At 64.2% G+C, this 23863-nt stretch carries 24 protein-coding genes; 17 read left to right on the top strand and 7 right to left on the bottom strand.

Annotated features, from left to right (window positions below; translation table 11 throughout):
* Window positions 1–26 precede the first annotated feature (26 nt).
* On the top strand, window positions 27–680 hold the full coding sequence (locus tag ACQKRQ_RS31550) for a LysE family translocator (RefSeq protein WP_427481386.1): 654 nt from the start codon (window positions 27–29) through the stop codon (window positions 678–680).
* Window positions 681–746: 66 nt separating this feature from the next.
* On the opposite strand, the gene ACQKRQ_RS31555 is transcribed toward ACQKRQ_RS31550, so the two are convergent.
* Window positions 747–920, bottom strand: coding sequence for a DUF1289 domain-containing protein (locus tag ACQKRQ_RS31555; protein ID WP_132382683.1), 174 nt, complete (start codon window positions 918–920; stop codon window positions 747–749).
* Window positions 921–1052: 132 nt separating this feature from the next.
* On the opposite strand from ACQKRQ_RS31555, the gene ACQKRQ_RS31560 reads away from it, so the two are divergent.
* Window positions 1053–1373: a YnfA family protein gene (locus ACQKRQ_RS31560; RefSeq protein ID WP_116121219.1), complete on the top strand. Its 321-nt coding sequence runs from the start codon at window positions 1053–1055 to the stop codon at window positions 1371–1373.
* 100 nt (window positions 1374–1473) lie between these two features.
* On the opposite strand, the gene ACQKRQ_RS31565 is transcribed toward ACQKRQ_RS31560, so the two are convergent.
* Window positions 1474–1983, bottom strand: coding sequence for a DUF1993 domain-containing protein (locus ACQKRQ_RS31565; RefSeq protein ID WP_132382685.1), 510 nt, complete (start codon window positions 1981–1983; stop codon window positions 1474–1476).
* A gap of 302 nt (window positions 1984–2285) precedes the next feature.
* On the opposite strand from ACQKRQ_RS31565, the gene ACQKRQ_RS31570 reads away from it, so the two are divergent.
* The 5 genes from ACQKRQ_RS31570 to ACQKRQ_RS31590 all read left to right on the top strand — a co-directional run bounded on the left by ACQKRQ_RS31570 (window position 2286) and on the right by ACQKRQ_RS31590 (window position 7677).
* Window positions 2286–3845, top strand: a complete 1560-nt coding sequence (locus ACQKRQ_RS31570; RefSeq protein ID WP_427481387.1) for a S53 family peptidase — start codon at window positions 2286–2288, stop codon at window positions 3843–3845.
* A gap of 82 nt (window positions 3846–3927) precedes the next feature.
* A complete protein-coding gene (locus ACQKRQ_RS31575) occupies window positions 3928–5595 on the top strand; it encodes a S10 family peptidase (RefSeq protein WP_427481388.1) in 1668 nt (555 codons plus the stop codon).
* A 263-nt stretch (window positions 5596–5858) separates the two neighbouring features.
* Window positions 5859–6512: a hypothetical protein gene (locus ACQKRQ_RS31580; RefSeq protein ID WP_427481389.1), complete on the top strand. Its 654-nt coding sequence runs from the start codon at window positions 5859–5861 to the stop codon at window positions 6510–6512.
* 104 nt (window positions 6513–6616) lie between these two features.
* The gene (locus ACQKRQ_RS31585; protein WP_132382691.1) at window positions 6617–6967 is read left to right on the top strand and encodes a hypothetical protein; all 351 of its coding nucleotides are present in this window, start codon (window positions 6617–6619) and stop codon (window positions 6965–6967) included.
* 443 nt (window positions 6968–7410) lie between these two features.
* Complete coding sequence (locus ACQKRQ_RS31590) at window positions 7411–7677, top strand: RNA recognition motif domain-containing protein (protein WP_106286333.1); 267 nt, start codon at window positions 7411–7413, stop codon at window positions 7675–7677.
* 112 nt (window positions 7678–7789) lie between these two features.
* Here ACQKRQ_RS31590 and nadE read toward each other — a convergent pair whose 3' ends face one another.
* Complete coding sequence (nadE, locus tag ACQKRQ_RS31595) at window positions 7790–8650, bottom strand: ammonia-dependent NAD(+) synthetase (protein ID WP_132382693.1); 861 nt, start codon at window positions 8648–8650, stop codon at window positions 7790–7792.
* Between the two features lie 329 nt (window positions 8651–8979).
* Between nadE and ACQKRQ_RS31600 the strand changes: the two genes are divergently transcribed.
* Complete coding sequence (locus ACQKRQ_RS31600) at window positions 8980–9966, top strand: L,D-transpeptidase (protein ID WP_427481411.1); 987 nt, start codon at window positions 8980–8982, stop codon at window positions 9964–9966.
* A gap of 179 nt (window positions 9967–10145) precedes the next feature.
* Here ACQKRQ_RS31600 and ACQKRQ_RS31605 read toward each other — a convergent pair whose 3' ends face one another.
* Complete coding sequence (locus ACQKRQ_RS31605; RefSeq protein ID WP_132382697.1) at window positions 10146–11018, bottom strand: DMT family transporter; 873 nt, start codon at window positions 11016–11018, stop codon at window positions 10146–10148.
* A 118-nt stretch (window positions 11019–11136) separates the two neighbouring features.
* Window positions 11137–12696, bottom strand: coding sequence for an ABC1 kinase family protein (locus ACQKRQ_RS31610; RefSeq protein WP_427481390.1), 1560 nt, complete (start codon window positions 12694–12696; stop codon window positions 11137–11139).
* A 185-nt stretch (window positions 12697–12881) separates the two neighbouring features.
* Between ACQKRQ_RS31610 and ACQKRQ_RS31615 the strand changes: the two genes are divergently transcribed.
* Window positions 12882–13637: a DeoR/GlpR family DNA-binding transcription regulator gene (locus ACQKRQ_RS31615; protein ID WP_132382701.1), complete on the top strand. Its 756-nt coding sequence runs from the start codon at window positions 12882–12884 to the stop codon at window positions 13635–13637.
* Window positions 13638–13657: 20 nt separating this feature from the next.
* On the opposite strand, the gene ACQKRQ_RS31620 is transcribed toward ACQKRQ_RS31615, so the two are convergent.
* Window positions 13658–14824: a 2-aminoethylphosphonate--pyruvate transaminase gene (locus ACQKRQ_RS31620; RefSeq protein ID WP_427481391.1), complete on the bottom strand. Its 1167-nt coding sequence runs from the start codon at window positions 14822–14824 to the stop codon at window positions 13658–13660.
* 355 nt (window positions 14825–15179) lie between these two features.
* Here ACQKRQ_RS31620 and phnS point away from each other — a divergent pair, with 355 nt between their 5' ends.
* From phnS to ACQKRQ_RS31660, 8 genes are all read left to right on the top strand, one after another.
* Complete coding sequence (gene phnS / locus ACQKRQ_RS31625) at window positions 15180–16268, top strand: 2-aminoethylphosphonate ABC transporter substrate-binding protein (protein WP_132382705.1); 1089 nt, start codon at window positions 15180–15182, stop codon at window positions 16266–16268.
* A gap of 126 nt (window positions 16269–16394) precedes the next feature.
* Window positions 16395–17495, top strand: a complete 1101-nt coding sequence (gene phnT, locus ACQKRQ_RS31630) for a 2-aminoethylphosphonate ABC transport system ATP-binding subunit PhnT (protein ID WP_132382707.1) — start codon at window positions 16395–16397, stop codon at window positions 17493–17495.
* Window positions 17473–18420, top strand: a complete 948-nt coding sequence (locus ACQKRQ_RS31635; RefSeq protein WP_132382709.1) for a 2-aminoethylphosphonate ABC transporter permease subunit — start codon at window positions 17473–17475, stop codon at window positions 18418–18420. The genes phnT and ACQKRQ_RS31635 overlap by 23 nt, the downstream gene beginning before the upstream one ends.
* Window positions 18410–19273 (top strand): 2-aminoethylphosphonate ABC transport system, membrane component PhnV, encoded by an 864-nt coding sequence (gene phnV, locus ACQKRQ_RS31640; protein ID WP_427481392.1) that lies wholly within the window; start codon window positions 18410–18412, stop codon window positions 19271–19273. The genes ACQKRQ_RS31635 and phnV overlap by 11 nt, the downstream gene beginning before the upstream one ends.
* Window positions 19274–19348: 75 nt before the next feature.
* Window positions 19349–20083, top strand: coding sequence for a phosphonate utilization associated transcriptional regulator (locus ACQKRQ_RS31645; protein ID WP_132382713.1), 735 nt, complete (start codon window positions 19349–19351; stop codon window positions 20081–20083).
* Window positions 20084–20139: 56 nt separating this feature from the next.
* Entirely contained in the window at window positions 20140–21423 is a 1284-nt protein-coding gene (gene phnA, locus ACQKRQ_RS31650) for a phosphonoacetate hydrolase (protein ID WP_427481393.1), read from the top strand.
* Window positions 21420–22871: a phosphonoacetaldehyde dehydrogenase gene (phnY, locus tag ACQKRQ_RS31655; RefSeq protein ID WP_427481394.1), complete on the top strand. Its 1452-nt coding sequence runs from the start codon at window positions 21420–21422 to the stop codon at window positions 22869–22871. Before phnA ends, phnY begins: the two co-directional genes overlap by 4 nt.
* A 4-nt stretch (window positions 22872–22875) precedes the next feature.
* Window positions 22876–23436, top strand: coding sequence for a phosphonate degradation HD-domain oxygenase (locus tag ACQKRQ_RS31660; RefSeq protein ID WP_427481395.1), 561 nt, complete (start codon window positions 22876–22878; stop codon window positions 23434–23436).
* 222 nt (window positions 23437–23658) lie between these two features.
* Here the strand turns inward: ACQKRQ_RS31660 and ACQKRQ_RS31665 are convergent.
* Window positions 23659–23863, bottom strand: a 205-nt coding sequence (locus ACQKRQ_RS31665; protein WP_427481396.1) for a hypothetical protein, incomplete at its 5' end; no start/stop codon positions are given.

Genomic DNA, 23863 nt, shown 5'->3' on the forward strand with positions numbered 1-23863 from the left:
TAGAGCCTTGAAAACAGGAGAATTTCATGATTTCCGCACACTTGCTGGCCGTGTATATCGCAGCCCTTTTCGTCGTCTATGCCGTGCCCGGACCGGATATGGCGCTGGTGCTGCAAACCAGTATCGGACGCGGCGTGCGCAGCGGTTTCGCGGCCGCCGGCGGCCTCGGTCTCGCGCGCGCGACGCACGTCACGCTCTCGGCATGCGGGGTGGCCACGCTGTTGCGCAGCGCGCCCTGGATGTACGACGTGGTGCGCTATGGCGGCGCGGTTTATCTCGCGTGGGTGGGCATTCAGATTTTTCGTTCGCCGGTGTTTGCGCTGCCTGACGGCACGACTGCGGCGACCCCTGCGGGTGCTGCGGCGAGCATCGAGTCACGCCCGCTGGGGGCCGCCTTTGTCAAAGGCCTGCTGACCAACCTGCTGAACCCGAAAGCGTTGCTGTTCTGCTCGGTGCTGCTGCCGCAGTTCGTGCGCCCGGAGGCGGGGCCGGTAGCCTTGCAGATGGTCGAACTCGGGCTGGTGCTGCTCGCAATCGGCGCCTGTTTCGACGTGATGTACGCGATCGGCGCCGCGCGGATTGCCGGCTGGATGCGGGCCCATCCGCTCGCGCAAGCGCTGCAGCGCTGGACCTTCTCGGCGGCGCTGATCGGCTTCGCGCTGCGGCTCTCGCTGGACTGACTGTGGCTGGGTATTACGTGGCGCGTTATCGGACCGCCACGCGCCCAACCGCACAAGAGGGGCCGCCTACTTGCTCAGCTTGTGCTCACGCCGCGAGCGGTCCTCGATGATTTTCTTGCGGTGCTTGTCTTTCATCTTCTTCCAGCTTTTACATTCGTCGCGGGTGCGCAGGCAGCCGATGCAGAAGCCGGTTTTGCTGTCGAACTTGCAGATGTCGATGCAGGGTGACGCGATGCTCATGGCGAAGGGCAATTAAAGTAAATGCGAGGACTCTCGCATGCGCCATGCCCGCACGCAAAGTGATTGTGTTAATAAAGCCAATAGAGAGCCACAGCTTAGTCGTGGCATCACAATCACTCGCTTTCACTCTCAATGAAAACCTTTCTGCTTTATGCCGTGACCGCCATTGCTGAAATCGTCGGTTGCTATTTGCCGTGGCGGTGGTTGAAAGAGGGCGGTTCGATCTGGCTGCTGGTGCCGGGCGCGCTCAGCCTCGCGCTGTTCGCCTGGCTGCTGACCTTGCACGGCACCGCCGCAGGCCGCGTATATGCGGCTTACGGCGGTGTGTATGTGGCGGTGGCGATTGCCTGGCTATGGTGCGTCGACAAGGTGCGGCCCACGCTGTGGGACGCCGCCGGCGTGGCCTTTACGCTGGCCGGCATGGCGATCATCGCATTCCAGCCGCGCGTTTGAGCTGGCCGGGGCGTGGGTCTTTGCGCACCCCAACGTGCATCTTTCTTTGAGCGCTCATTGCCTTATCTGCGCAACCGTCAAAGCCACGCAGGCACGCCCTTTACTTGATGCCGCCGAGATAGTCGAGCTTGCCGAGTTCGACGCCGTTGTGACGCAGAATGTCGTACGCCGTCGTGACGTGAAAATAGAAGTTCGGCAGCACGAAACCGAGCAGATACGACTGGCCCGTGAACTCGACCGGGCCCGTGCGCATCTTCAGCGTGATCGCGCGTTCTTCCGAGCCGTCGATCTGCTTCGCATTGAATTCCTTCAGATACTCGATCGTCTTTTTAAGGCGGCCAATCAATTCTTCGAAAGTCTGTTCGACATCTTCGTACTTCGGCGCTTCGACGCCGGCCAGACGCGCGGCGCAGCCCTTCGCGGTGTCGCTGGCGATATAGACCTGGCGCGTCAGCGGCAGCATGTCCGGCGCGAGCCTGCCGGTGGTGAACACCGACGGCTCGATCTGCTTCGCGGCGGCGTGCGCTTCGGCTTTGCCCAGAATGACCTGCAGGTTCGTCAGGCCGCGGATCAACACGGGCAGTGATGCTTGATACATCGAAATTGACATGGGGCTTCCTCTGATTCTTTTGATCGTGCGCGCGGATGGCGCGCGAGGCAACGTAGCGGCTGGATTGCCGCTGCAGCATCATAGCGCGAGCGATGCAGGATGCGCAGCGACGCGACACGACGTTAGCCATTCGGACAACTGCCGCGCGCGCCGGAACTGTGTTTGAATGGATTGGTCGGACGGTTTGACGTCCTTGATCAGCAAACTTGCCGCCGGCCTTAGGCAATGAGGTTGTGCAGGCGCGTGGCGTGCCGCGTCCACCCCGTGGAGCGCGCAGCCACGCTAACCGGAGAATCGACACCATGGTCAATAAGCACCCGCTGCCTGGCAGCGAACGCAGAGTGGAACAGGGTTCGAAAGTCGTAGGGCAATGCGATCCGGCGGAGCGCATCGAAGTATTCGTCATGTTGCGGCGTCAGCAGCAGGCGCAGTTCGACGCGCTGATGAGCAAGATCGAAGCCGGCGACCCCAGCGTCAAGCCGCTGTCGCGCGAGACGCTCGCCAAAGATTACGGCGCCGCGCCCGACGACATCGCCAAGGTCAAGGCCTTCGCCACCGCACACGGCCTGACGGTGGTGCGTGAAGATCCGGCCGCGCGCACGGTGCTGCTGAGCGGCACGATTGCCCAGTTCCAGGACGCGTTCGCCGTCAAGCTGGAACACTACGAACATCACTCGACCGGCCAGTTCCGCGGCCGCACCGGCACGATCAGCGTGCCCGACGATCTGCACGGCGTAGTGCAAGCCGTACTCGGCCTCGACGACCGCCCGCAGGCGCGTCCGCACTTTCGCATCCGGCCGCCGTTCCAGGCCGCCCGCGGTCATCAGGTTTCGTTCACGCCGCCGCAACTCGCATCGCTCTACCACTTTCCGCAAGGTGACGGGGGCGGTCAGTGCGTCGGCATCATCGAACTGGGCGGTGGCTATAACACCAGCGATCTCAAATCCTACTTCGCGAGCCTCGGCGTCGCATCGCCCAAGGTGAAATCGGTCGGCGTCGACCAGGGCAGCAACCAGCCGACGGGCGACCCGAACGGGCCGGACGGCGAAGTCACGCTCGACATCGAAATCGTCGGCGCGATCGCGCCCGGCGCGACGATCGCGGTGTATTTCACGCAGAACAGCGACGCCGGTTTCATCGACGCGGTGAGCCGCGCGGTGCACGACACGACCAACAAGCCGTCGGTGATTTCGATCAGTTGGGGCGGCCCGGAGTCGAACTGGACCAGCCAGTCGTTGCAAGCCTTCAACAGCGTGCTGCAGTCGGCGGCGACCCTCGGCGTGACGGTCTGCGCGGCGTCGGGCGACAGCGGCTCGAGCGACGGCGCGGGCAGCGGCGACCAGGTCGACTTCCCGGCGTCGAGCCCGTATGTGCTGGCCTGCGGCGGCACGAGCCTCACTGCGTCGGGCACTTCGATCTCGCACGAGGCGGTGTGGAACGACGGCGCGCAGGGTGGTGCGACCGGCGGCGGCGTGAGCCAGGCCTTCCCGGTGCCCGTGTGGCAGAAGGGCCTGTCCGCCACCTCGACGAGCGGCGGCAAGAAGGCGCTCGGCGGGCGCGGCGTGCCGGACGTGGCGGGCGACGCATCGCCCGTGACCGGCTACAGTGTATTGATCGACGGTACGCAGACTGTGGTCGGCGGCACCAGCGCGGTCGCGCCGCTGTGGGCCGCGCTGATCGCGCGCATCAATGCGGCGAAGGGGCAGCCGGCCGGCTTCATCAACCCCAAGCTGTACAAGGCGAGCGGCGCGTGCAACGACATCACGCAAGGCAACAACGGCAGTTTCGCGGCATCCGCGGGCTGGGATGCCTGCACGGGGCTCGGCAGTCCCAATGGTCAGAAGGTGGCGGCCGCACTATAGTCTGCAGGACACGCCCCGAAGGAAGTCCTTTGGGGCGACATAAAGACGTGAACGAAGACGTGAACGAACCCATGGAGCGATCATGACGAATACCGAGTCAGCTTCTGTTAGTCCGCAGCCGTCGCACAATTCCCATGCTTCTGGCGCACCAGCGGGCAAGCCCGCGCCCGCCAGCGCGCCGCACAAAGCCGGCGACCAGCCGTTCTTCGATCCGGTCGCCTACGGCAATGGGCCGGACGATTCCGTCACGGCAACCGATGAAAGTGCCGCGATCACGCATCACTCGGTCACCATCGGCGGGCACAAGATCAACTACACGGCGACGGCGGGCCACCTCGTCATCGTCGACCCGAGCAGTTCACAGCCGGAAGCCCGGATGTTCTACGTGGCGTTCACGCAGGACAACCAGAAGGAAGAAGCGCGGCCGGTGACTTTCTTCTATAACGGCGGGCCTGGGTCGTCGTCGGTGTTCGTGCTGCTGGGCTCGTTCGCGCCGCGTCGCATCAAGACGTCGATGCCGAGCTTCACGCCGCCCGCGCCGTATTCGATGGAAGACAATCCGGACAGCCTGCTCGACAAGAGCGACCTCGTCTTCATCAACCCGGTCGGCACCGGCTACTCGGCAGCGATCGCGCCGAAGAAGAACCGCGACTTCTGGGGCGTCGACCAGGACGCGGATTCGATCAAGCAGTTCATCAAGCGCTTCCTGACCAGGAACAACCGCTGGAATTCGCCGAAGTACCTGTTCGGCGAGTCCTATGGCACGGCGCGCAGTTGCGTGCTGGCGTACCGCTTGCACGAAGACGGCGTGGATTTGAACGGCATTACGCTGCAATCGTCGATTCTCGATTACACGCAGGCCGGCAATCCGGTCGGCGCACTGCCCACGGCGGCCGCGGACGCGTGGTATCACAAGAAGCTCGGCATCGCGCCGCGGCCCACCGATCTCGGCACGTTCGCCGAAGAAGTGGCGCAGTTCGCGCGCACCGACTATCTGGCCGCGTTGCGCAAATTTCCGACCACCGACACGGCAACGGTCGAAAAGCTCAGCGAATACACCGGCATCGACAAGACGACCTTGCTTGCGTGGAGTCTGGATATCGCGTCGTACGACAGCCGGGGCAATTCGCTCTTCCTGACCACGCTGCTGAAATCAAAAGGTCTCGCGCTCGGCGAGTACGACGGCCGCGTTACGGCGATCGGCACGGGCATTGCCGGCAAGATCGACCCGAATTCCGGCGGCAACGACCCGACCATGACCGCGGTCACCGGCGTCTACACGACGATGTGGAACGTGTATCTGAACGAGCAGTTGAAGTACACGTCGAACTCGTCGTTCACGGATCTGAACGACCAGGCCTTCCAGTACTGGGACTTCAGTCACATCGATCCGACCGGCGCGCAGAAGGGCGTCGATTCGAAGGGCAACGTCATTCTGTACACAGCCGGCGACCTGGCCGCCGTGATGGCGCTCAATCCCGATCTGAAGGTGCTGTCGGCGAACGGCTTCTTCGATTTCGTGACGCCGTTTTATCAGACCGTGCTCGATCTGCAGCAGATGCCGTTGCTCAGTCAGCAGGTCCGGCAGAACCTGTCGGCGCGCTTTTATCCGTCGGGGCATATGGTCTATCTCGACGGCGGGTCGCGCACCGCGCTGAAGGCCGATCTCGCGAAGATGTACGACACGACGGTGTCCAACACGCAGGCGCTGCTCCGTATCCGCGCTTTGCAGGCTCGTGTGCCGAAGTAGCGGCGCATTGACGCGTCGCGTTGCGGACGTGACGCGTGTGGAATGCCTGGGATCGCGGGGTCAGTGGACAGAGGGCGCCAGCGGGGATTGGGATGGGCGACGCGCGAGTGGTGGCGTCGCCGGTTCCCGCAGCCTGTGAAATCCGCCGAATGCGGCCTATGCGCGCGGCGCGCACAGGCAGGCTTTTTTACTTAAGCATATTGAATGTGTTTTAATTGGTCTGCGAATTGAACTATTGCGTGCCGCTCCCGGCGCGCCGAAGAATGAACGCAGGCATTGCAGACAGGCGTCGCGCCGACCATTCCAGCGACCCGACCAGCAGTACGTATGACACGGCTCCGCCAGCGCTCGCGCGCCGGTGCGGCGTTGCGCGTCCCCTCGGCAATAGGCGCCTTGCGCTCGCGCTCGGCTTTACGGCGCTGCTCGCGTTGCGCATGGGCGACGCCCGCGCGCAAGACGTCGGCATGCTCGACGAACGTGTGACGCAGCAATCGGTGGGGGACACGATTTGCCGCCCTGGTTACGCGGATACGGTTGCGCCGCCGTTCGACGCACTGATGGCGCACAAAGACCGCATGCTCGCCGCGCGCGGCATCGACGCGGACAGCGGCGCTGCCTTCGCGCTCGACCGGCGTGTGCCCATCGTGCTCGGCGGTTCGCCGGACGCTCCCGCCAATCTCGATCTTCTGCCGTGGGCGGGCCACCAGGGCGAGCGCCGCAAGGCCCGCGCGGCGGTCATGCTCAAGCGCTGCGTGTGCGAAGGCAAGCTGAGTCTCGCCGAAGCGCAAGCCGCGATCGTCGGCAACTGGTCGGTGGTTTATTCGGGCTTCGGTCAAACGTCTTGCAACATAAGCCGGCTCGACGTGGCCACCGGTGGCGACAATGGCCACGGAGCCGGACGCGACAACCCGCCATGAAGCCGGCTGCCTCGTCTGTGGCCTGCTTCGTTCATTCGCATCTATTCAGTCGCGCGGCTTGCAACTCGCAGGCCGTGGCCCCATCTAGTTTTCGGAGAATCATCATGATCCATTCACGTTTTGCCGCCATGGCGCTTTCCATCGGCTGCCTGTTCGGCAGCACCGCCGTGTTCGCCGCGGAGCCTGTACGCTGCGGCCAGGCCGACACGCTGAAGATCCGCGGCGATGTGCCCGCGGCCATCAGCTTCGACGTGTACCGCCAACTGCGGCCGTTGAGTGCGCAACGTGTTGCGCTGTTTCAGTCGGCCGGCGAGGTGAAGCGCCTGCCCGACGGTCTCGCGGTATGCGAAGTCGCCGACGATGGCGTCGACGATCCGTCCGCGGTGCTGGTTCAGCTGCCGCAGGGCAAGAACGCATGGTGGGTGAGTTCGGCCAACGTGCAAACGGCAGACTGATCGCAACGACCAGTCCGCCTTTTGCGCAGGTCCCCCGCAGGATGCCGTGGCGATGCATGTCGCGGCCCGGTTTTCGCGTTCAGCGTCCGCGTTCGACGCGTTTGCCGGGCCTGTAGCGGGAAATGAACAGCTGTTTTGCTATTTTTGACGCCGCTTATTCAGGTACAGTGCATTAACGGAGATATTTAAGTCCGTTTTTTGACGACACTGTGTTGCGTCGCTTTTATTGTCGATTGTGGCTATCCTGAGTACAGGACGAAATTCGCAGGGGAGAATTAAATGATCGCCTTCTATTTGTCATTAGCCGCTTTGGGCGCCGCTGGCGCTGCATTGATCCGTCAGCTTGCTGCCGCGCAGGCGAAACAGCGTGCCGCATTGCGCCCCGTGCGCGTGCGGTCCGCGGATCGCGGCACAGGCCGCAACGCGCGCAGAGGGTAGGCCGCATGAACCTGATCGTGCGCAATATCGCGGAATCGTGCAGCGAGCAGGAAGTGCGGGAATTTCTCAAGCACGAACTTGGGCATTACGCGAAAAACATCGAGGTGGTCGACGCCGGCAAGCCCAGCGCGTACGCCACGGTCGAGCTGGACGCCGAGGTGCCCTATGTGGGCGAAGTGATCGCGCGGCAAATTCACGGCAAGCAGTTGGGCGGCCAGACGCTGGAGGCCAGCGCCGATCTCTTCACCGACGAACCGCCGGCGGCTCAGTAACCTGACGCTGTTGTCGATTCACCCTGGATGCGGCGCGTGACACGAGCGTGCCTAAGCTCGCGCATCGCCGATGCGCCGACCTCGGCGCATCATCTGCGCACCCGTATCTTCCTCAATCTCCGCTTGCCTGCACCGGCCAATCGAACGGCGTGTACGGCAACGCCCGCTTGTGACGCGTGACTTCGTAAAAACGCAAGATGGTCGCGCGTGCGGCATCGCTCACGGGTTTGCGCTCCAGAAAATCATCGATGGCATCGTAGGGAATGCCGTAGGCATCCTCATCGGGCCGTTGCGGACGCAACATTTCGAGGTCCGCGGTCGGCACCTTGTGCGCTAATGCTTCCGGTGCGCCCAGCGCTTTGGCCACGGCGCGCACGCGACGCTTGTTGAGCCCGGCGAGCGGCAGCACATCGGCGCCACCGTCGCCGAACTTCGTGAAGAAGCCCATTACCGACTCCGCCGCATGATCCGTACCGATGACCACGCCGGCCCGCGCACCGGCCACCGCGTATTGCGCGATCATGCGCTGCCGCGCCTTGATATTGCCGTGCACGAAGTCCTGTTGCGATTCGTCCTTGTATAGCACGCCGCTATGGTCCAGCGCGGCGAGCATGGCATCGGCCGCGGGCTTGATATCGATGGCGAGATTTTCGTCCGCGCGAATAAAGCGCAAGGCCTGTTGCGCGTCGGCTTCGTCTTTCTGTTCACCGTAAGGCAGACGTATTGCAACGAAGTGCGCGTCGTAATGTTCGGCGCGCAACCGTTCGACCGCGAGTTGCGCAAGCCGGCCGGTAGTCGTCGAATCGACGCCGCCGCTGATCCCGAGCACATACGTTTTCAGGCCGCTGCTGCGTAGATAGTTCGCGAGAAAAGCGACCCGGCGCTCGATTTCATGTGCAGCGTCGAACTCGGCGCTGATGTGCATTTCTTCAGAGATGCTTGCCTGGCGTACGACTGGATCCTGTTGCGTCATGATTCCTCTTTGCTCCTTGCGCGCTCGCGCAAATGTCGAACCGTTACCGGCGTGGGTTCAATTTACCCTGGCGCCGCTTTTCATTTGCCGCGTTGATCGGCAAAGGTGCCCGGTTGTTGAGGCGATATCAATGAATCGTCCAATGTTCATCGACAGATCGCAATGTGCTTAGTAACATCCTCGTTCCGAGAGCGCCGCATGAGCCGGCGAGCAGTCAATAATAATCAGGTTTGCTCAAACACGCGATGAACCACCGCAACCGGCTTGGCCAGCCTGTACTGGACCGTCTCACTTTCGCGCCGGTCAATCGTCCGCGCGACGTGTCGTGTATGTCGTATCGACTTTCCGTGCGGAGCATCGCGCGCACTGTGTCTTCCTTTCGCCGTTTGACGGGTGCGTTGAGTGCCGCTTTTTGCATGTTGTCATGCGGTGCGGCGATCGCGGCCTCGGCACCCGTTGCCGCATCGGCGCCAAAGCCAGCGAACCGTCCAGCGCCCGCCGTCAATGCGTCGGCTGTCGCGATGCCCGATGCCGCCGGCGTGGTCGATCCGCGTCGCGCGTTCGTGCTGCGGGACGTGTTCGCGCAGAACGTGACGCGCAAGCTGAAAGTGCCTGCGGCGGATCAGCGAGCCTATGCCAATCGGCTGCAAGCCGCGCTCGGCGCGCACATGCTCGGCGATCTGTCGGGCGAGTACGTCGTGCTGGTCGATCGCAACGCCAACGTGCAGGCGCTCTTCATCTATTTTCGCGCCGCGCCGGCCGACACCTGGCAGATGATCGGCGCGTCGCCGGTTTCGACGGGGCGGCCGGGCGAGTACGACCATTTCATCACGCCGCTCGGCGTGTTCGAACACACGCCGGCCAATATGGATTTCCGTTCGGAAGGCACGCAGAACGAAAACCATATCCGCGGCTACGGCAAGCGTGACATGCGGATCTACGACCTCGGCTGGGCCCAGGGCGAGCGCGGCTGGGGCAAGGGCGGCATGTCGCAGATGCGCTTCCAGATGCACGCCACCGACCCCGACCGCCTGGAATCGCTGCTCGGCATTCGTCATTCGAAGGGTTGCGTGCGCATTCCCGCGTCGCTCAATTCGTTTATCGATCACTACGGCATTCTCGATGCCGAATATGAGGCGCTCGTCGAGTCGGGTAAATCGCTGTGGGTGTTGAAAAGCGATCGACAGGTGACGCCGTGGGCAGGGCGTTATATCGCCGTGGTGGATTCGGCGCGCAAGAGCCGCCCAGCGTGGGCGTCCGCGCCCGGCGGCAAAGCGCGCGCCAAAGTACCGGCCGGAGCGGACACGGCGGATTGATTCGCGTCGGCGCGGTTCGTAGCGAGCGGGTTGCTTGGCGCGACCGCGCCGTTTATCGCGAGCGCGTCGTTAATCTAATTTGCGTGGTTCGTCGCGAGCGCGCCGCTCACAAGACCGGGCGGCTGCTCGCGAGCGCGCCCCTCAACAAGCCGTGCTGGTCACCAGGAGCGCGCCACCCATCACGAGCGCGCCAGCAACACCCCCAGCAACGCAACGACAAACCCGGCGATCTGCAACGGCACCAGCGTCTCACCGAACCCCACATACCCCTGAAGCGCGGCAAGCGGCGGAGCGAGAAACATCAGCGCGGTCGCGCGCGCCGCGTCGCCGCGCCTGACCATCCACACCAGCAATGTGACGCTGACGCCGGAGAGCATCACGATCCCCCACGCCAGCGATCCCCACAACGCGGGCGACGCAATCCAGCGATGTTCACCGAGCGCCAGCGCAAGCACGCCCGCGACGAGCGCCGCGCCGAAGTTCTGCACCGCGCTCGCGCTGCGAATATCGGCCTTGGCTAGCGAAGTCTTCTGAAACAACGTGCCCGCTGTAATCGCGCCGATCGCGGCGATCGAGATCAGCACGACCAGCCACGCGGGCGCGCTGCCGTGCGGCGTCGACGCGGTGGCCGCGGTCAGCTTCGGTTCGAGCACCAGCACGACGCCGGCGAGGCCGAGTGCCATGCCGGTCCAGCCGCGCCGCGACAGCCGCTCGCCGAACAGCGGCGCCGCGACCGCGGCCGTCGCAAGCGGTTGCAGCGCGCCGAGCAAAGCCATTACACCGGCGCTCAGGCCCTGGGCAACGGCCCAGTAACCGGCGCCAAGATAGACGCCTTGCAGCAGCGCGCCCGCCACCAGATGTTTGCCCAAATCGCGGCCACTCGGCCACGTGGCACGTGCAATCAGCGCCGCCAGTGCGAATATCAGCGCCGTGCCGCCGAAGCGCGCGAGCAGGAAGAGGTTGGGATCCGCGTAGGGCGTGATCGCGCGGGCGACCACGAAACCGGTCGACCACAACACGACGAAAACAGCGGCGATGAGAGAAGCGAGCATCGGAGAGAGTTGCGTGAAAAAACGCTATCTTGTCGGGATACGCGACGCGCGTCTTGTTCGAAGCTGCAATCGGTGGGGCGCGTCGAAGCGGTGCGGTTTGCACGGCGCGCCGACGCCATCACCACATCAGCAGCACCGTTCCTGCGCCGAGCACGCCGCCACACACCGCACACGCCCACAGCAGCACACGCGTGCGCCGGTATTCGCGGCCAATCTCCGCCATCAGTTGCGCATTCTGCTGCGGCGTGCGCGCGCGATCATGCTCGTGTTGCAGATAGCGAACCGCCAGTTGCGGCACACGCGGCAGCATATGCGCGAGATGCGGCAGTTCGCGCCCGATCCGTTTGATCCAGCCGCGGTGATCGATGTCGCGCCGCGCGATATCCGCCAGCACGCCGCGGGTGATACTCCATGTGTCGACGCCCGGATGCAGCGCGCGCGCCAGCATTTCGGCTTGATGGAACGAGCGCTGCGCGGTCGCGAGCCGTCCGGGCACCGCGCCCTCGAACGGATGCACCGCGTGCAGCAGATGATGAAGCAGCGAGCCCGCCGAACGGTCTTCCGGCTCGGCCGCGAAATGCGCTTCGGCGCGCGTGCGCAGTTCGGCTTCGAGCACCTCGGCGCGCGTGTCGTGCGGCACGTGCCCGGCATCGCGATGCATTTCGGCGAGCCGCCCGTAGTCCTGGTCGAACAGCGCGGTCGCGCCGTGCACGAAGAACTCGCGCTCGTCGGTCGAGAGACTCGACATGATCGAGAATTCCGCCAGCACGAGGCGCCCCAGCGTGTCCGGTTCGATACTCACGCGCACGCGCCGGGCGTCGAGAGTGGCGTGAAAGAAGCCGTGCTCGAACGCCTGCTCGGTGACGACTTCGACGATATGCGCGGCAAGCGGCGCGAGCTTGATGTGATGCGCGTGGAGGCCTGGCAAGTCGCTCGCCGGCAAGGTGCTGACGCGCTGCATCGTCAGCGTGTAGGGGTTGCACAGGTCCCAGATCACGTCCGGCACGACGATGCGCTTGTCGCCGTCGAAATGATGGCCGGTCTGGCTGAGATTGGCGGCTTCGGCGCGCAGGTCGAAGCGGCGCAGGATGTCGTCGGTGAAGGTTTGCGCCAGCGCGCGCAGTTGCAGGCGGCGCGCGGTACCGGAAAACTTCTCCAGCCAGCGCGCGACCCAGCGCAGCAGCGCGAGTTCGTCGCCAATCTGTTGCAGCTGGTCGGCGCGCACCAGCTTGATCGCTACCTCGTAATGGCCGTTCACCGGCGCGAGCAGCCGTGCCAAATGCGTCTGTTCGGCGAAGCCGCCGCGCACCGGCACCAGATCCACGGCGCTGAAGAGCGTGGCGAGCGGCTTGCCGAAAGCGCGCGCGAGTGCCTGTTCGGACTCGTGCGGCGGCAGCGGGGCTTCCATGTGATCGATCGCGTCGATGGCGTCGTGCAAGGTGCCGGTCGCAAGTTCGGGCCGTTCGACGAGCGTTTCCGCGAATCGGCCCGCGAGTGGCCCGAGCGCCGGCAGCACGCCGCTCAGGCTCTTGCCGCTACGTTCGGCCGTATGCAAACGACCGACCATCTCGATCATCCAGTGCAGTTTGTGGTCTGCGGGCGCGGCAAGCCAGATCAGGCGCGCGCCGTAGCGCAGCGCGTGGAACAGCAACAGTAGACGGCGAAACAGTGGCGGCATCGGCAGTTCGGTTGACGGGCCATGCGACGTCCACAACTATCGGAGGACTTTCGCGCACGGCCAGGGCGTTCAGATTAGCAGGTAAGCGCGCCAGGAGGAGCATCGCCGCGCCATGCGTAATACAATACGCCGGCCTTCTCCAACCGTGGCGAAACCCAAGCGTGCCGGCTTCCGGCCTTTCATCGATGCTCGCAGAACAACGTCACCAATACATCCTGGCGCAAGTCGCCAAAACCGGCGCGCTCTCGGTCGCGGAGCTGGTGCGCGAACTGAACGTGTCGCGCGAGACCATTCGGCGTGACCTGAACGCGCTGGCCGGGCGCGGCCTGCTGGTCACGACTCACGGCGGCGCGCTGTCGAGCGACCGGCGCGAGCCCGACCTCGATACCCGCGAAGCCGCGAATGCCGGCGCGAAGCGCGCCATCGGCGAGCGCGCGGCCGAGTTCGTGCCGGACGGCGCGTCTCTGATCATCGACTCGGGCAGCACCACGCAAGCGGTGGCGCGGGCCTTGCTCGACCGGCATCGTCTGTCGGTGTACACGAACGACTGGCGGATCGCGCTGCTGCTCGGCCGCCGCAACGACAACCGCATCACGCTGCTGGGCGGCGAGCTGTCCGACATCGAAGACGCCACCTTCGGGCTCGATACCGTCCATCAGCTGACGCAGTACCACGCGGACTTCGCCTTCATCGGCGCGGGTGGGATTTCGCCGGACGGCTATCTGACCGACTACAGCCGCATGGCCGCCGAGGTGCGCAGCCGCATGATCGCCGCGGCGGACATGGTGGTGGTGGTCGCCGATCATTCGAAGTTCGGCCGCGTGACGCCGGTGCGCATCAACGGGATCGAGTCGGCGCGTTATCTGGTGACCGAGCTGGCTCCCGAGCGCGCGCTCGGCAAGGCGATCACGGCGCACGGTCCGGAAATCCTGATCGCCTGAGCGCGCCCCGGCTTGCCGAACTATTTCACCCGGATGCCCAGCCGCTCGAGCGTGCGTCCGATCGCGGCCACTGCGTTGTGAAGTTCGTTCGCATCGATCGCGCCGATGCAACCCACGCGAAACGTTTCCACTTGCGTCAGCTTGCCCGGATACAGCACGTAGCCGGCTTCGCGCACGGCGGCATAGAACGCCGCGAATTGCCACGCCGGATCGCGCGGCGCGTGGAAGGTGACGATCACCGGTGCCTGCACCTCGGGCTTCAGAAACGGCTCGAAGCCAAGCGCTTTCATTCCGCTGACCAATGCCGCGCAGTTGCGCGTATAACGCGCGCCGCGCGCGGGCTGCCCGCCTTCGGCGTTGAACTGGTCGAGTGCCTCGCGCAATGCGGCCACCACATGGGTCGGCGGCGTGAAGCGCCACTGCGTCGTCTTCTGCATATAGACGTATTGATCGTGCAGATCCAGCGCGAGCGAGGGCGAACGGCCTTCGCTATCCTCCAGCACGCTGCGCCGCACAATCACGAAACCCATGCCGGGCACGCCTTCGAGGCACTTGCCGCTCGCCGAGATCAGCGCGTCGATGCCGCCGCGGCGCAGGTCGATCGGCAACGCGCCGAACGAACTCATGGCGTCGACGATCAGGCTCTTGCCGTGCCGCTGACATACCGCGGCGATATCGTCGAGCGGATTGAGCAGGCCGGCGCTCGTTTCCAGATGCACTTGCGCGACGTGGCTGATGCGCGAATCGAGATTGAAGGCGTCTTCGATGGCGGCGGCGCCGACCGGCTCGTCCTCGCGCAACGCCAATTCGATGTAAGCGATGCCCATTCGCTGCAATATTTTGATCAGCCGGGCACAATACGCGCCGTTGTTCGGAACCAGCACACAGCCCTGGCGCGGCACCAGCGTGCCGAGGGCCGCTTCGACCGCGAACGTGCCACTGCCTTGAAGCGGTACGCATACATAGTCATTCTCACCATGTACGATCTTCAGGAGGTCGGCGCACACGCCGTGGGTCATGCGGTTGAACGCGGCGTCCCACGAACCCCAGTCGCGCAGCATCGCTTCGCGCGTCCGGGGGGAGGTGGTGAGCGGCCCCGGGGTCAACAGGATTGGGTCGTTTCCAAGGATCACATCAGGGATCACATCAGGGATCACACCAGGGGTCACACCAGCCTCCGTCATCATCTGAACGAACGCCGCCCAGGCCGGGCGACGAAAAGATTGATTTGGATATTATTGGCGAATTGTGTCATTTTTTGGAACTCTGCAGAATCGTCATGGCGTTGTCATGGAAACCTGTGATCCTTGCCGTGCCCATTCAGGCATGGTCGGCAGCGCGGGTGTCGTAGCTGGGCTGTGAGTCAGGCTGGAAAGAGGCGACAAGAGGGCAGCAAAGTTGTTGGCAATCTGCAATCCGCATGAAGCTGCACGACAGCTTGATGCGGGCAACACGCAAGCGGCGCGGCGCTACCGCCGTTCAATCACAACAGGTATCGGGATCTCCCGACCGTCTGGTTTTTTGCCTTTCGGAGAAAGCGACATGACAAAGACGAATTCCCTTCACGCCACGGCCGGCCTCGTACGCAAACTGCTGCCGGCGCTGGTCGCCGCGGCGGCATTCGGCGGCACGGCCATGCAGGCGCACGCGGCCGACGCAGTGGTGCTGTACACCGCCGACGGCCTCGAGAACCTCTATAAGGATGTGCTGCCGGCCTTCGAAAAGAAGGAAGGCGTGAAGGTCAACATCGTCACGGCGGGTAGCGGCGAAGTGGTGAACCGCGCCACCATCGAAAAGGATCAGCCTAAGGCCGACGTGCTCGTCACGCTGCCGCCGTTCATCCAGCAAGCCGACCAGAGCGGCCTGCTGCAGGCTTATCAGAGCGCCAACTACAAGAACGTGCCGGCGATCGCCAAGGCGTCGAATGGCGCGTGGGCGACCTTCGTGAACAACTACTTCTCGTTCGCGATCAACCCGGAAGTCACCAAGACCCAGCCGAAGACCTTCGCCGACCTGCTGCACCCGGACTTCAGCGGCAAGGTCGCCTACTCGAACCCGGCCACGGCGGGCGACGGCATGGCCGTGATCATCCTGACCTCGTCGCTGATGGGTGAAGACAAGGCGTTCGACTATCTGAAGAAGCTCGAAAACAGCGCCAAGTTCCACACCAAGGGTACGGGCTACCTCGACGTGCTGCTCTCGCGCAACGAAATCGCGGTCGCCAACGGCGACCTGCAAATGGACCTGGACGACGCGGCCAACGGCGGCCTGTCGCTCAAGCCGATTTTCCTCGCACACGAAGGCGGCCAGCCGACCACGTTCCAGCTGCCGTACGCGATCGGCCTGATCAAGAATGGCCCGAACCAGGCTGAAGGCAAGAAGCTGATCGACTACCTGATGTCGAAGGAAGTGCAGGCGAAGGTGCCGGACATCTTCGGTATTCCGGGCCGCACCGACGTGCCGCTCACCGGCAAGAACGGCGAAGCGGTCAAGCAGGCTATCGCGGGCGTGAAGCTGATTCCGGTGGACTGGAATCAGGTGATGGCGAAGAAAGCCGACTGGACGGCGCGCTGGAAGAACGACGTGATCGGTTCGTCGGGCAAGCAGCTCGAAGTGGTCAAGCCGAAGTAAGCCGTCGTTCGTAGCATCATCGACGTCACTCAGTCATATAGCCGGGTGATGTTGCAGAATCAGGCGGCGCCTGCGGGACTCCCCAAGGCGCTGCGTCAGCATTAATTCCGTTGGAGGATGAACCCGGTGAATACCGCCAGTCTTGCTCAACCAGGCGCGCTCGGCGCCTCACCGGACGCGCTCGATGCCGCGCATTCGACTACGCCGGGCGGCGTGCAGATCGATCATCTGACGGTGCGCTTCGGTTCGCGCACGGTGCTCGACGATCTGTCGTTGACCATCCAGCGCGGCGAATTGCTCACCGTGCTCGGCCGCAGCGGCTGCGGCAAGACGACGTTGTTGCGTTTCATCGCCGGGTTTATCGAAGCGGACGGACTGGCCGGCACGTTGACCGTGGCCGGTCACGATCTCACGCACGTGCCGCCGCACAAGCGCAATCTCGGTCTGCTGTTCCAGAGCTATGCGCTGTTTCCCCATCTGTCGGTGTTCGAGAACGTGGCCTTCGGGTTGCGCGCGCGCCGCACGCCGTCCAAAGATGTCGCGCGACGCGTCGCCGACGCGTTGAAGCTGGTGCAACTCGGCGACGCCGGCCACGTGATGCCCGCGCAATTGTCGGGCGGCATGCAGCAGCGCGTGGCGCTTGCGCGCGCGCTCGTGATCGAGCCCGATGTGCTGCTGCTCGACGAACCGCTTTCCGCACTCGACGCCAATCTGCGCGCGTCGGTGCGTTCCGAACTCAAGTCGCTGCATGAGCGCCTGCCGAATCTGACGATCGTCTGCGTGACGCACGATCAGGACGACGCGCTGGTGCTGTCCGACCGCACGCTGCTGATGCGCGAAGGCCGCATCGCGCAACTCGGCACGCCGCAACAGTTGTACGACACGCCGGCCGACGGCTTTGTCGCGCGTTATCTGGGCGCGGCCAATCTGCTGCCGCCGCAGGTCGCCTTCAGTATGGGCGACGCACGCCACAACGAGCGCGATCGCGTGGCCTGTCTGCGTCCGGAGGCATTGCGGATCGTGCCGCTCGGCGAAGGGCAGTTGCACGGCGCGATCGCTTCGGTCGAATGGTATGGCGCGGTGTTGTCGGTGTCCGTCGTATTGGACGCGATGCCCAACGAGCCGGTGCTCGTCACCATGCAGCGCGGCCACGGCATGATGCCGGAGAAAGGCGCGCGTATTTCCCTGCGTTACGAGGCTGACGATGTCGTCCTTATCAACCCCTGATACGCCCAATCCGCTCGGTTCGGCCGCCGCTGCCGACGCCCGCCGCAGCGCCAGTGCCGCCTCGCATGCGGCCGCGGTGAAGCGCCGCGAACGCGCCGCGCAATGGCATCTGCTGTTCATCGCCGTGGTGGTGCTCGGGCCGCTGGTCATCTATCCGCTCGTGCGCCTCGTGCTGCTGAGTCTGACCGGACCGCACGGCTTGAGCCTGCATGCGTACTCTGCGTTCTTCGGCAATCCGGAAACGAGCGGCGTGATCGGCACGACGCTGTGGATCCTGTTTGCCAGCGCCGGTCTCGCGTCGCTGCTCGGCGTCGCGCTGGCGTCGATCCTGTTCTTCAAGCCGTTTCCCGGCGCGCGGATGATCACGCGGTTTCTCGAACTGTTCGTCGCGTTCCCGTCGTTTCTGGTCGCCTTCACGCTGATCTTTCTGTACGGCTCGCAAGGCTCGGTCAGCATCGGCTTGCAGCGGCTCTTTCATCTGCAGAACCCGCCGCTCGATTTCCTGTTCGGCGTGGGCGGTGTGATTCTCGCGGAAGTGGTGTTCTACGCGCCGTTCGTCGTGCGTCCCACGCTGGCTTCGTTTGCCACGCTCGACATGCGTCTGATCGAAGCCGCCCGCAGTCTCGGCGCGAGCGGCTGGATGGTCGCGTTCAAGGTGATCCTGCCGCTCGCGTGGCCGGGCATCGCCGCGGGCACGATCCTGTGCTTTCTGCTGACGCTCAACGAGTTTGGCATTCTGCTCGTGCTCGGCAGCGCGCATCTGATCACGCTGCCGGTGGCGATCTACAGTTCCGCCACCGTCGATCTCGATCTGCCGACTGCCGCCGCCGGCGCGGTCGTGATGCTGATCATGTCTTTGTCGCTGTACGCGTTGTACCGCCAGGTCAACCGTCGCAAGGTGAAAGGAGCGGGCCATGGCCGTTGAACTCGACCCGACCGTTTTGCCGGTCATGCACAAGAAAGCGCGGCCGGTGCGCCGCAGTCTGGTGGTGCGCATGCTCGGCGGCGCGTTTCTCGGTTTTTCCGCCTTGCTGTGTTTCTGGCTGTTCGTGTTGCCGGTGGTGGTCGTCGCACTGTCGAGCGTGGCCGCGCACTGGTCCGGCACGATCCTGCCCGACGGCTTCAGCACGCGCTGGTTCGAGCGTCTCGGTTCGAGCGACTTCGATGCCATCACCACGAGCCTCGAAATCGGCATGGGCGTCGCGGTGCTCGGCACGATCCTCGGCCTGTGGCTCGCGCTGGCGCTCGAAGGGCGCGACCGCCGCGGGCTCGGCGCCATCGTCGACACCATCGCGATGATGCCCAACGGCGTGCCGAGCGTGGTGCTCGGGCTCGCGGTGCTGATCGCGTATCACAAGCGGCCGTTCGATCTGTCGAGTTCCGCAGCGATCGTCGTGTTCGTGCAACTGGCGCTAGTGCTGCCGTTCTGCTACCGCTGCGCGGCCGCCGCGTTGCGCCCGGAGCTGACGATTCTGCGCGAAGCGGCGGCGAGTCTCGGTGCGCCGCCTTCGATGGTGTTGCGCCGTGTCGTGCTGCCCCAACTGGTGCCGGCGATCCGCGCGAGTCTCGCGCTGGGCTTCGCGCTCTCGCTCGGCGAACTCGGCGCCACGCTGACCGTGTATCCACCGGGATTCGCGACGGTGCCGATCGTGGTCGTCGGTCAGGTGGAGCGCGGCTATTACCTGCCGGCCTCCGCGCTGTCGCTGATTCTTCTGCTGGTCTCGCTTGCTGCGCTGCTGCTGATCGCGGCGCGCGTCCCGCGCCGCCGGACGGACTGACGAGCAACTTCTGATGCGTGTGCGGCATGCCGTGGCGGCGCGCCTGCACATATCGATGTGGCAAAATTTGTCAAAATGACCGAATATATGCAAACTGCTTCTGTCGATCCGATTGAGGTTGTGCGCAGGCATTCGCTGACGACGCTGGTTCGCGACGAAATCGAACGGCACATCATCGAGGGGGCGCTCGCGCCCGGCGACAAGCTCAACGAAGCCGACTGGGCGACGCGCCTGCAGGTGTCGCGCGGGCCGGTGCGCGAGGCGTTTCGCGCGCTGGAGCAGGCCGGCCTGGTGCGGACCGAGAAGAACCGCGGCGTGTTCGTGCGGACGGTGTCGCTGGCGGAAGCGGATGAGATTTACGCGGTGCGCGCGGTGCTCGAAGAGGCGGCGTGCCGGATGCTGGCGGTCAGTATCGATGCCCGCAAGCTGGCGGGGTTGCGCGACTGGCTCGACGCGATGCGCGCGGCGCTCGACGCCCAGGATCACGATGGCTATGCGCGCGCGAATGTGGCGTTTCACGACGCGCTGGTGGCGGCATCGGGCAATTCGAAGCTGTATGAGACGTACCGCAGACTGGTGTGCGAATTGAGCCTGTTTCGACGTGCCGCGCTGGTGGTGCATGCCGATGCGATGGAGCGCTCGCTGGCCGAACATCGCGCGATCCTGACGGCGGTGGCCTCGCGCGACGCCGAGCATGCCGCGGCGCTGATGCATGCACACGTGAACGGCGGCATGCAGCGCGCTCACGCGGCGTGCGAACCGGCGGGGCCGTTGAGCGTGGTGCGCATGCCGACGGCGTCGAACGATTGAGATGGTTGCAACGAACTGACTACAACGCGCGTGCCCGGCACGCATGGAAGGGAACGATGGCGAATACAGACACGAGTACCAGCGAACGCACGATCGAAGTCAACGGTCGCAGCCACCGGCTACCCTCGCAACCGACGGTGGTGGTGTGCGTCGACGGCTGCGAATTCGATTATCTGGAAGCCGCGGTCGCGGCGGGCGTGGCGCCGTTCATCGGCAAGATGCTCAAGGGCGGTGGCGCCTTCAAGGGTGACTGCGTGATCCCGTCGTTCACCAACCCGAACAATTTGTCGATCGTGTGCGGCGTGCCGCCTTCGGTGCACGGCATCTGCGGCAATTACTTCTGGGATCCGGACGCGAACGGCGGCGAGGGCGCGGAAGTGATGATGAACGACCCCGCGTATCTGCGCGCGGGCACCTTGCTCGCCGCTGCTGCCGAAGCCGGCGCGGCGGTCGCCGTGGTCACCGCGAAAGACAAGTTGCGCCGGCTGCTCGGCTGGCAATTGAAAGGCATCTGTTTTTCGGCGGAAAAAGCCGACAAGGTGACGCTCGAGGAAAACGGTATCGGCGAAGTACTCGATCTGGTCGGCTTGCCGGTGCCCGATGTGTATAGCGCCGGGCTGTCCGAATTCGTGTTCGCCGCGGGCGTGCGGCTCGCGCAAACGCGTCAACTCGACCTCATGTATCTGTCGACGACCGACTACATCCAGCACAAATGGGCGCCGGGTACCGAGGGCGCGAACGCGTTCTACGCAATGATGGACGGCTACCTCGCGAAGCTCGACGCGCTCGGCTGGGTGATCGGCCTGACCGCCGACCACGGCATGAACGCCAAGCACGATCCGCAGACCGGCGAGCCGAACGTGATCTATCTGCAGGATGTGCTCGACGACTGGCTCGGCGCCGGCCGTGCGCGCGTCATTCTGCCGATCACGGATCCGTATGTGGTGCACCACGGCGCGCTCGGCTCGTTCGCAACCATCTATCTGCCGCGCGATGTCAGCGTCGCGCAGGTGATCGAGCGGATCGGCGGCTTGCAGGGGATCGATACCGTGCTCGACAACCAGGCGGCGTGCGAGCGCTTCGAGTTGCCGAACGACCGCGTCGGCGATATCGTCGTGGTCAGCACGAAGCATGTCGTGCTCGGCACGCGGCGCGCTGAACATGATCTGTCCGGGCTGACCGTGCCGTTGCGCTCGCACGGCGGGATTTCCGAACAGGAAGTGCCGCTGCTGTTCAACCGGCGTGTCGAAGCATTGCCGTCCAGCGGCGGCGATGGTGGCAAGAGGCTGCGCAACTTCGATATCTTCGACATCGCCTTGAATCGCGTGTCGTCATCATGAACGCCGTGCTGCGGGACCATCCGGCTTTCCGGGCGGAAGCGCTGCGGCTCAAAGGCGAGCGCGTGACGCGCTCGCGCACGCTCGATGTGTTCGATCCTTATACGGGAACGCGCGTGGGCACGGTCCCGCTGGCGAGCGTCGATGACGTGCGCGCTGCGTTCGAATACGCGGCGGCCTATCAGGCGCCGCTCACCCGTTACGAACGCTCGCAGATTCTCGAGCGCGCGGCGGCGCTCATGCGCGAGCGGACCGAAGAGGCGTCGGACCTGATTTCGCTCGAGTCGGGTTTGTCGAAGCAGGACTCGCGCTATGAGATCGGCCGCGTGGCCGATGTGTTCAAGTTTGCGTCGATCGAAGCGTTGCGTGACGACGGGCAGAGCTTCTCCTGCGATCTGACGCCGCACGGCAAGAAGCGGCGCGTGTTCTCGCAGCGCGAGCCGCTGGCGGGCGTGATCGTCGCGATTACGCCGTTCAACCATCCGATGAACCAGGTCGCGCACAAGATCGCGCCGGCCATTGCGACGAACAATCGGGTGGTGCTGAAGCCGTCGGAGAAGGTGCCGCTGTCGGCGCTGTATCTCGCCGACGTTCTGTACGAAGCCGGCTTGCCCGCGCCGATGTTGCAGGTGCTGACCGGCGATCCGCGCGAAATCGCCGATGAGCTGATCACGCATCCGTTGGCGGAACTCGTCACGTTCACGGGCGGCGTGGCGATCGGCAAATACATCGCGGGCAAGGCGGCGTACCGGCGCGTGGTGCTGGAACTGGGCGGCAACGATCCGCTGATCGTGCTCGACGACGCCGATCTGGACCGCGCGGCGACGCTTGCCGTACAGGGCTCGTATAAGAACTCCGGGCAGCGCTGCACCGCGGTCAAGCGGATGCTCGTGCAAAAGAGCGTGGCCGCGGATTTCACCGATCTGGTGGTCGAGAAGACGCGGGCCTGGTCTTTCGGCGATCCGTTCGATGCATCGAATCAGATGGGCACCGTGATCGACGTCGCCGCGGCGCAGCTTTTCGAGGCGCGCGTGAATGAGGCGGTGGCGAGCGGGGCGCGTCTGCTTGTGGGCAATCAGCGCAAGGGCGCACTGTATGCGCCGACGGTGCTGGACGGCGTCGATCCGTCGATGACGCTGGTGCGCGAGGAAACCTTCGGGCCGGTGTCGCCGATCATCACCTTCGACACGCTCGACGACGCCATCCGTATCAGCAACGGCACGCCGTTCGGGTTGTCGTCGGGCGTCTGCACGAACCGGCAGGATGCGATCACGCGCTTCATCAATGAATTGCGCGTGGGCACGGTCAACGTGTGGGAAGTGCCGGGCTACCGGATCGAGTTGACGCCGTTCGGCGGCATCAAGGACTCCGGGCTTGGCTATAAGGAAGGCGTTCAGGAAGCCATGAAGAGCTTCACCAATCTGAAGACCTTTTCATTACCGTGGGAGTAATAGCGTGGCATTGAATGTGAAGGACATCCGTTCGCTGTTCGAGCAATACGGCAAGCTGGCTTATAGCGGCGAGCCGGTGACGCAGCTTGAACATGCGTTGCAGAGCGGCTTATTGGCGGAAGAGGCTGGTGCCGATGAGGAACTGGTTGCCGCGGCGTTTCTGCATGACCTCGGCCACTTGCTCAATCTGCAAGGCGAGACGCCGACGGAGCGGGGCATCGACGATCTGCATCAGTATTTCGCGCTGCCGTTTCTGCGGCCGGTGCTGTCGAATGCGGTGTTGGAGCCGATTCGTTTGCACGTCGACGCCAAGCGCTGCCTATGCGCCATTGACGACACGTATTTCGGCCAGCTTTCCGCCGATTCGGTGCGGAGTCTGGAGTTGCAGGGCGGCATTTTCAGCAAGGAGGAGGCTGAAGCGTTCCTGCAAAAGCCCTATGCGGAAGACGCATTGCGCCTGCGCAGGTGGGACGATCTCGCCAAGGATGAGAATCGCGCGACGCCGGATCTTGATCACTATTTAGGTGTTGTCGAACGGGTGATGCTTAAGCACGCGGCTGTTTGAGAGCTGTTCAATGTTGCGCGGTTTTCGGTGCTTCTCGCGCTTGCTGGTCTGCCGATTTTGTCGTCGGCCTGGCGCCGTTTCTGGCGCAATTCATGCCTATCAAAATAATGCTTGCAAGGCGGAGTTGGGCTCGCTAGAATCTCGCTCTTTCGTGCTCCGGACAACGGGGCACGGGAGGCGGGAGAGCCAGCAGTGGCAAGGCTTTCAGCGAAGTGGGCAGGTTCAGGAAGCTGGAAAAAACCTGTTGACGACGTAGCGAAAGTTCTTCATAATCTCGTTTCTCTGCTGCTGATGCAGCGACGCAGAACGAAGCGGTGCCGGGTGGTTGTGAGGTTGACGACGCGCGGTGCCGGTCCGGTAGTGAATGCGTAACCGATCTTTAAAAATTAACAGCCGATAAGTGTGGGCGCTTGATGCGCGACGCGAG

Origin of the sequence: Paraburkholderia sp. NPDC080076, assembly GCF_050281145.1 — a bacterium.
Taxonomy (GTDB): Bacteria; Pseudomonadota; Gammaproteobacteria; order Burkholderiales; family Burkholderiaceae; genus Paraburkholderia.

Coding starts and splice junctions, on each gene's coding strand:
- ACQKRQ_RS31550 (WP_427481386.1), top strand. CDS start 27: ATGATTTCCGCACACTTGCTGGCCGTGTATATCGCAGCCCTTTTCGTC.
- ACQKRQ_RS31555 (WP_132382683.1), bottom strand. CDS start 920: ATGAGCATCGCGTCACCCTGCATCGACATCTGCAAGTTCGACAGCAAA.
- ACQKRQ_RS31560 (WP_116121219.1), top strand. CDS start 1,053: ATGAAAACCTTTCTGCTTTATGCCGTGACCGCCATTGCTGAAATCGTC.
- ACQKRQ_RS31565 (WP_132382685.1), bottom strand. CDS start 1,983: ATGTCAATTTCGATGTATCAAGCATCACTGCCCGTGTTGATCCGCGGC.
- ACQKRQ_RS31570 (WP_427481387.1), top strand. CDS start 2,286: ATGGTCAATAAGCACCCGCTGCCTGGCAGCGAACGCAGAGTGGAACAG.
- ACQKRQ_RS31575 (WP_427481388.1), top strand. CDS start 3,928: ATGACGAATACCGAGTCAGCTTCTGTTAGTCCGCAGCCGTCGCACAAT.
- ACQKRQ_RS31580 (WP_427481389.1), top strand. CDS start 5,859: ATGAACGCAGGCATTGCAGACAGGCGTCGCGCCGACCATTCCAGCGAC.
- ACQKRQ_RS31585 (WP_132382691.1), top strand. CDS start 6,617: ATGATCCATTCACGTTTTGCCGCCATGGCGCTTTCCATCGGCTGCCTG.
- ACQKRQ_RS31590 (WP_106286333.1), top strand. CDS start 7,411: ATGAACCTGATCGTGCGCAATATCGCGGAATCGTGCAGCGAGCAGGAA.
- nadE (WP_132382693.1), bottom strand. CDS start 8,650: ATGACGCAACAGGATCCAGTCGTACGCCAGGCAAGCATCTCTGAAGAA.
- ACQKRQ_RS31600 (WP_427481411.1), top strand. CDS start 8,980: ATGTCGTATCGACTTTCCGTGCGGAGCATCGCGCGCACTGTGTCTTCC.
- ACQKRQ_RS31605 (WP_132382697.1), bottom strand. CDS start 11,018: ATGCTCGCTTCTCTCATCGCCGCTGTTTTCGTCGTGTTGTGGTCGACC.
- ACQKRQ_RS31610 (WP_427481390.1), bottom strand. CDS start 12,696: ATGCCGCCACTGTTTCGCCGTCTACTGTTGCTGTTCCACGCGCTGCGC.
- ACQKRQ_RS31615 (WP_132382701.1), top strand. CDS start 12,882: ATGCTCGCAGAACAACGTCACCAATACATCCTGGCGCAAGTCGCCAAA.
- ACQKRQ_RS31620 (WP_427481391.1), bottom strand. CDS start 14,824: ATGATGACGGAGGCTGGTGTGACCCCTGGTGTGATCCCTGATGTGATC.
- phnS (WP_132382705.1), top strand. CDS start 15,180: ATGACAAAGACGAATTCCCTTCACGCCACGGCCGGCCTCGTACGCAAA.
- ACQKRQ_RS31635 (WP_132382709.1), top strand. CDS start 17,473: ATGTCGTCCTTATCAACCCCTGATACGCCCAATCCGCTCGGTTCGGCC.
- phnV (WP_427481392.1), top strand. CDS start 18,410: ATGGCCGTTGAACTCGACCCGACCGTTTTGCCGGTCATGCACAAGAAA.
- ACQKRQ_RS31645 (WP_132382713.1), top strand. CDS start 19,349: ATGACCGAATATATGCAAACTGCTTCTGTCGATCCGATTGAGGTTGTG.
- phnA (WP_427481393.1), top strand. CDS start 20,140: ATGGCGAATACAGACACGAGTACCAGCGAACGCACGATCGAAGTCAAC.
- phnY (WP_427481394.1), top strand. CDS start 21,420: ATGAACGCCGTGCTGCGGGACCATCCGGCTTTCCGGGCGGAAGCGCTG.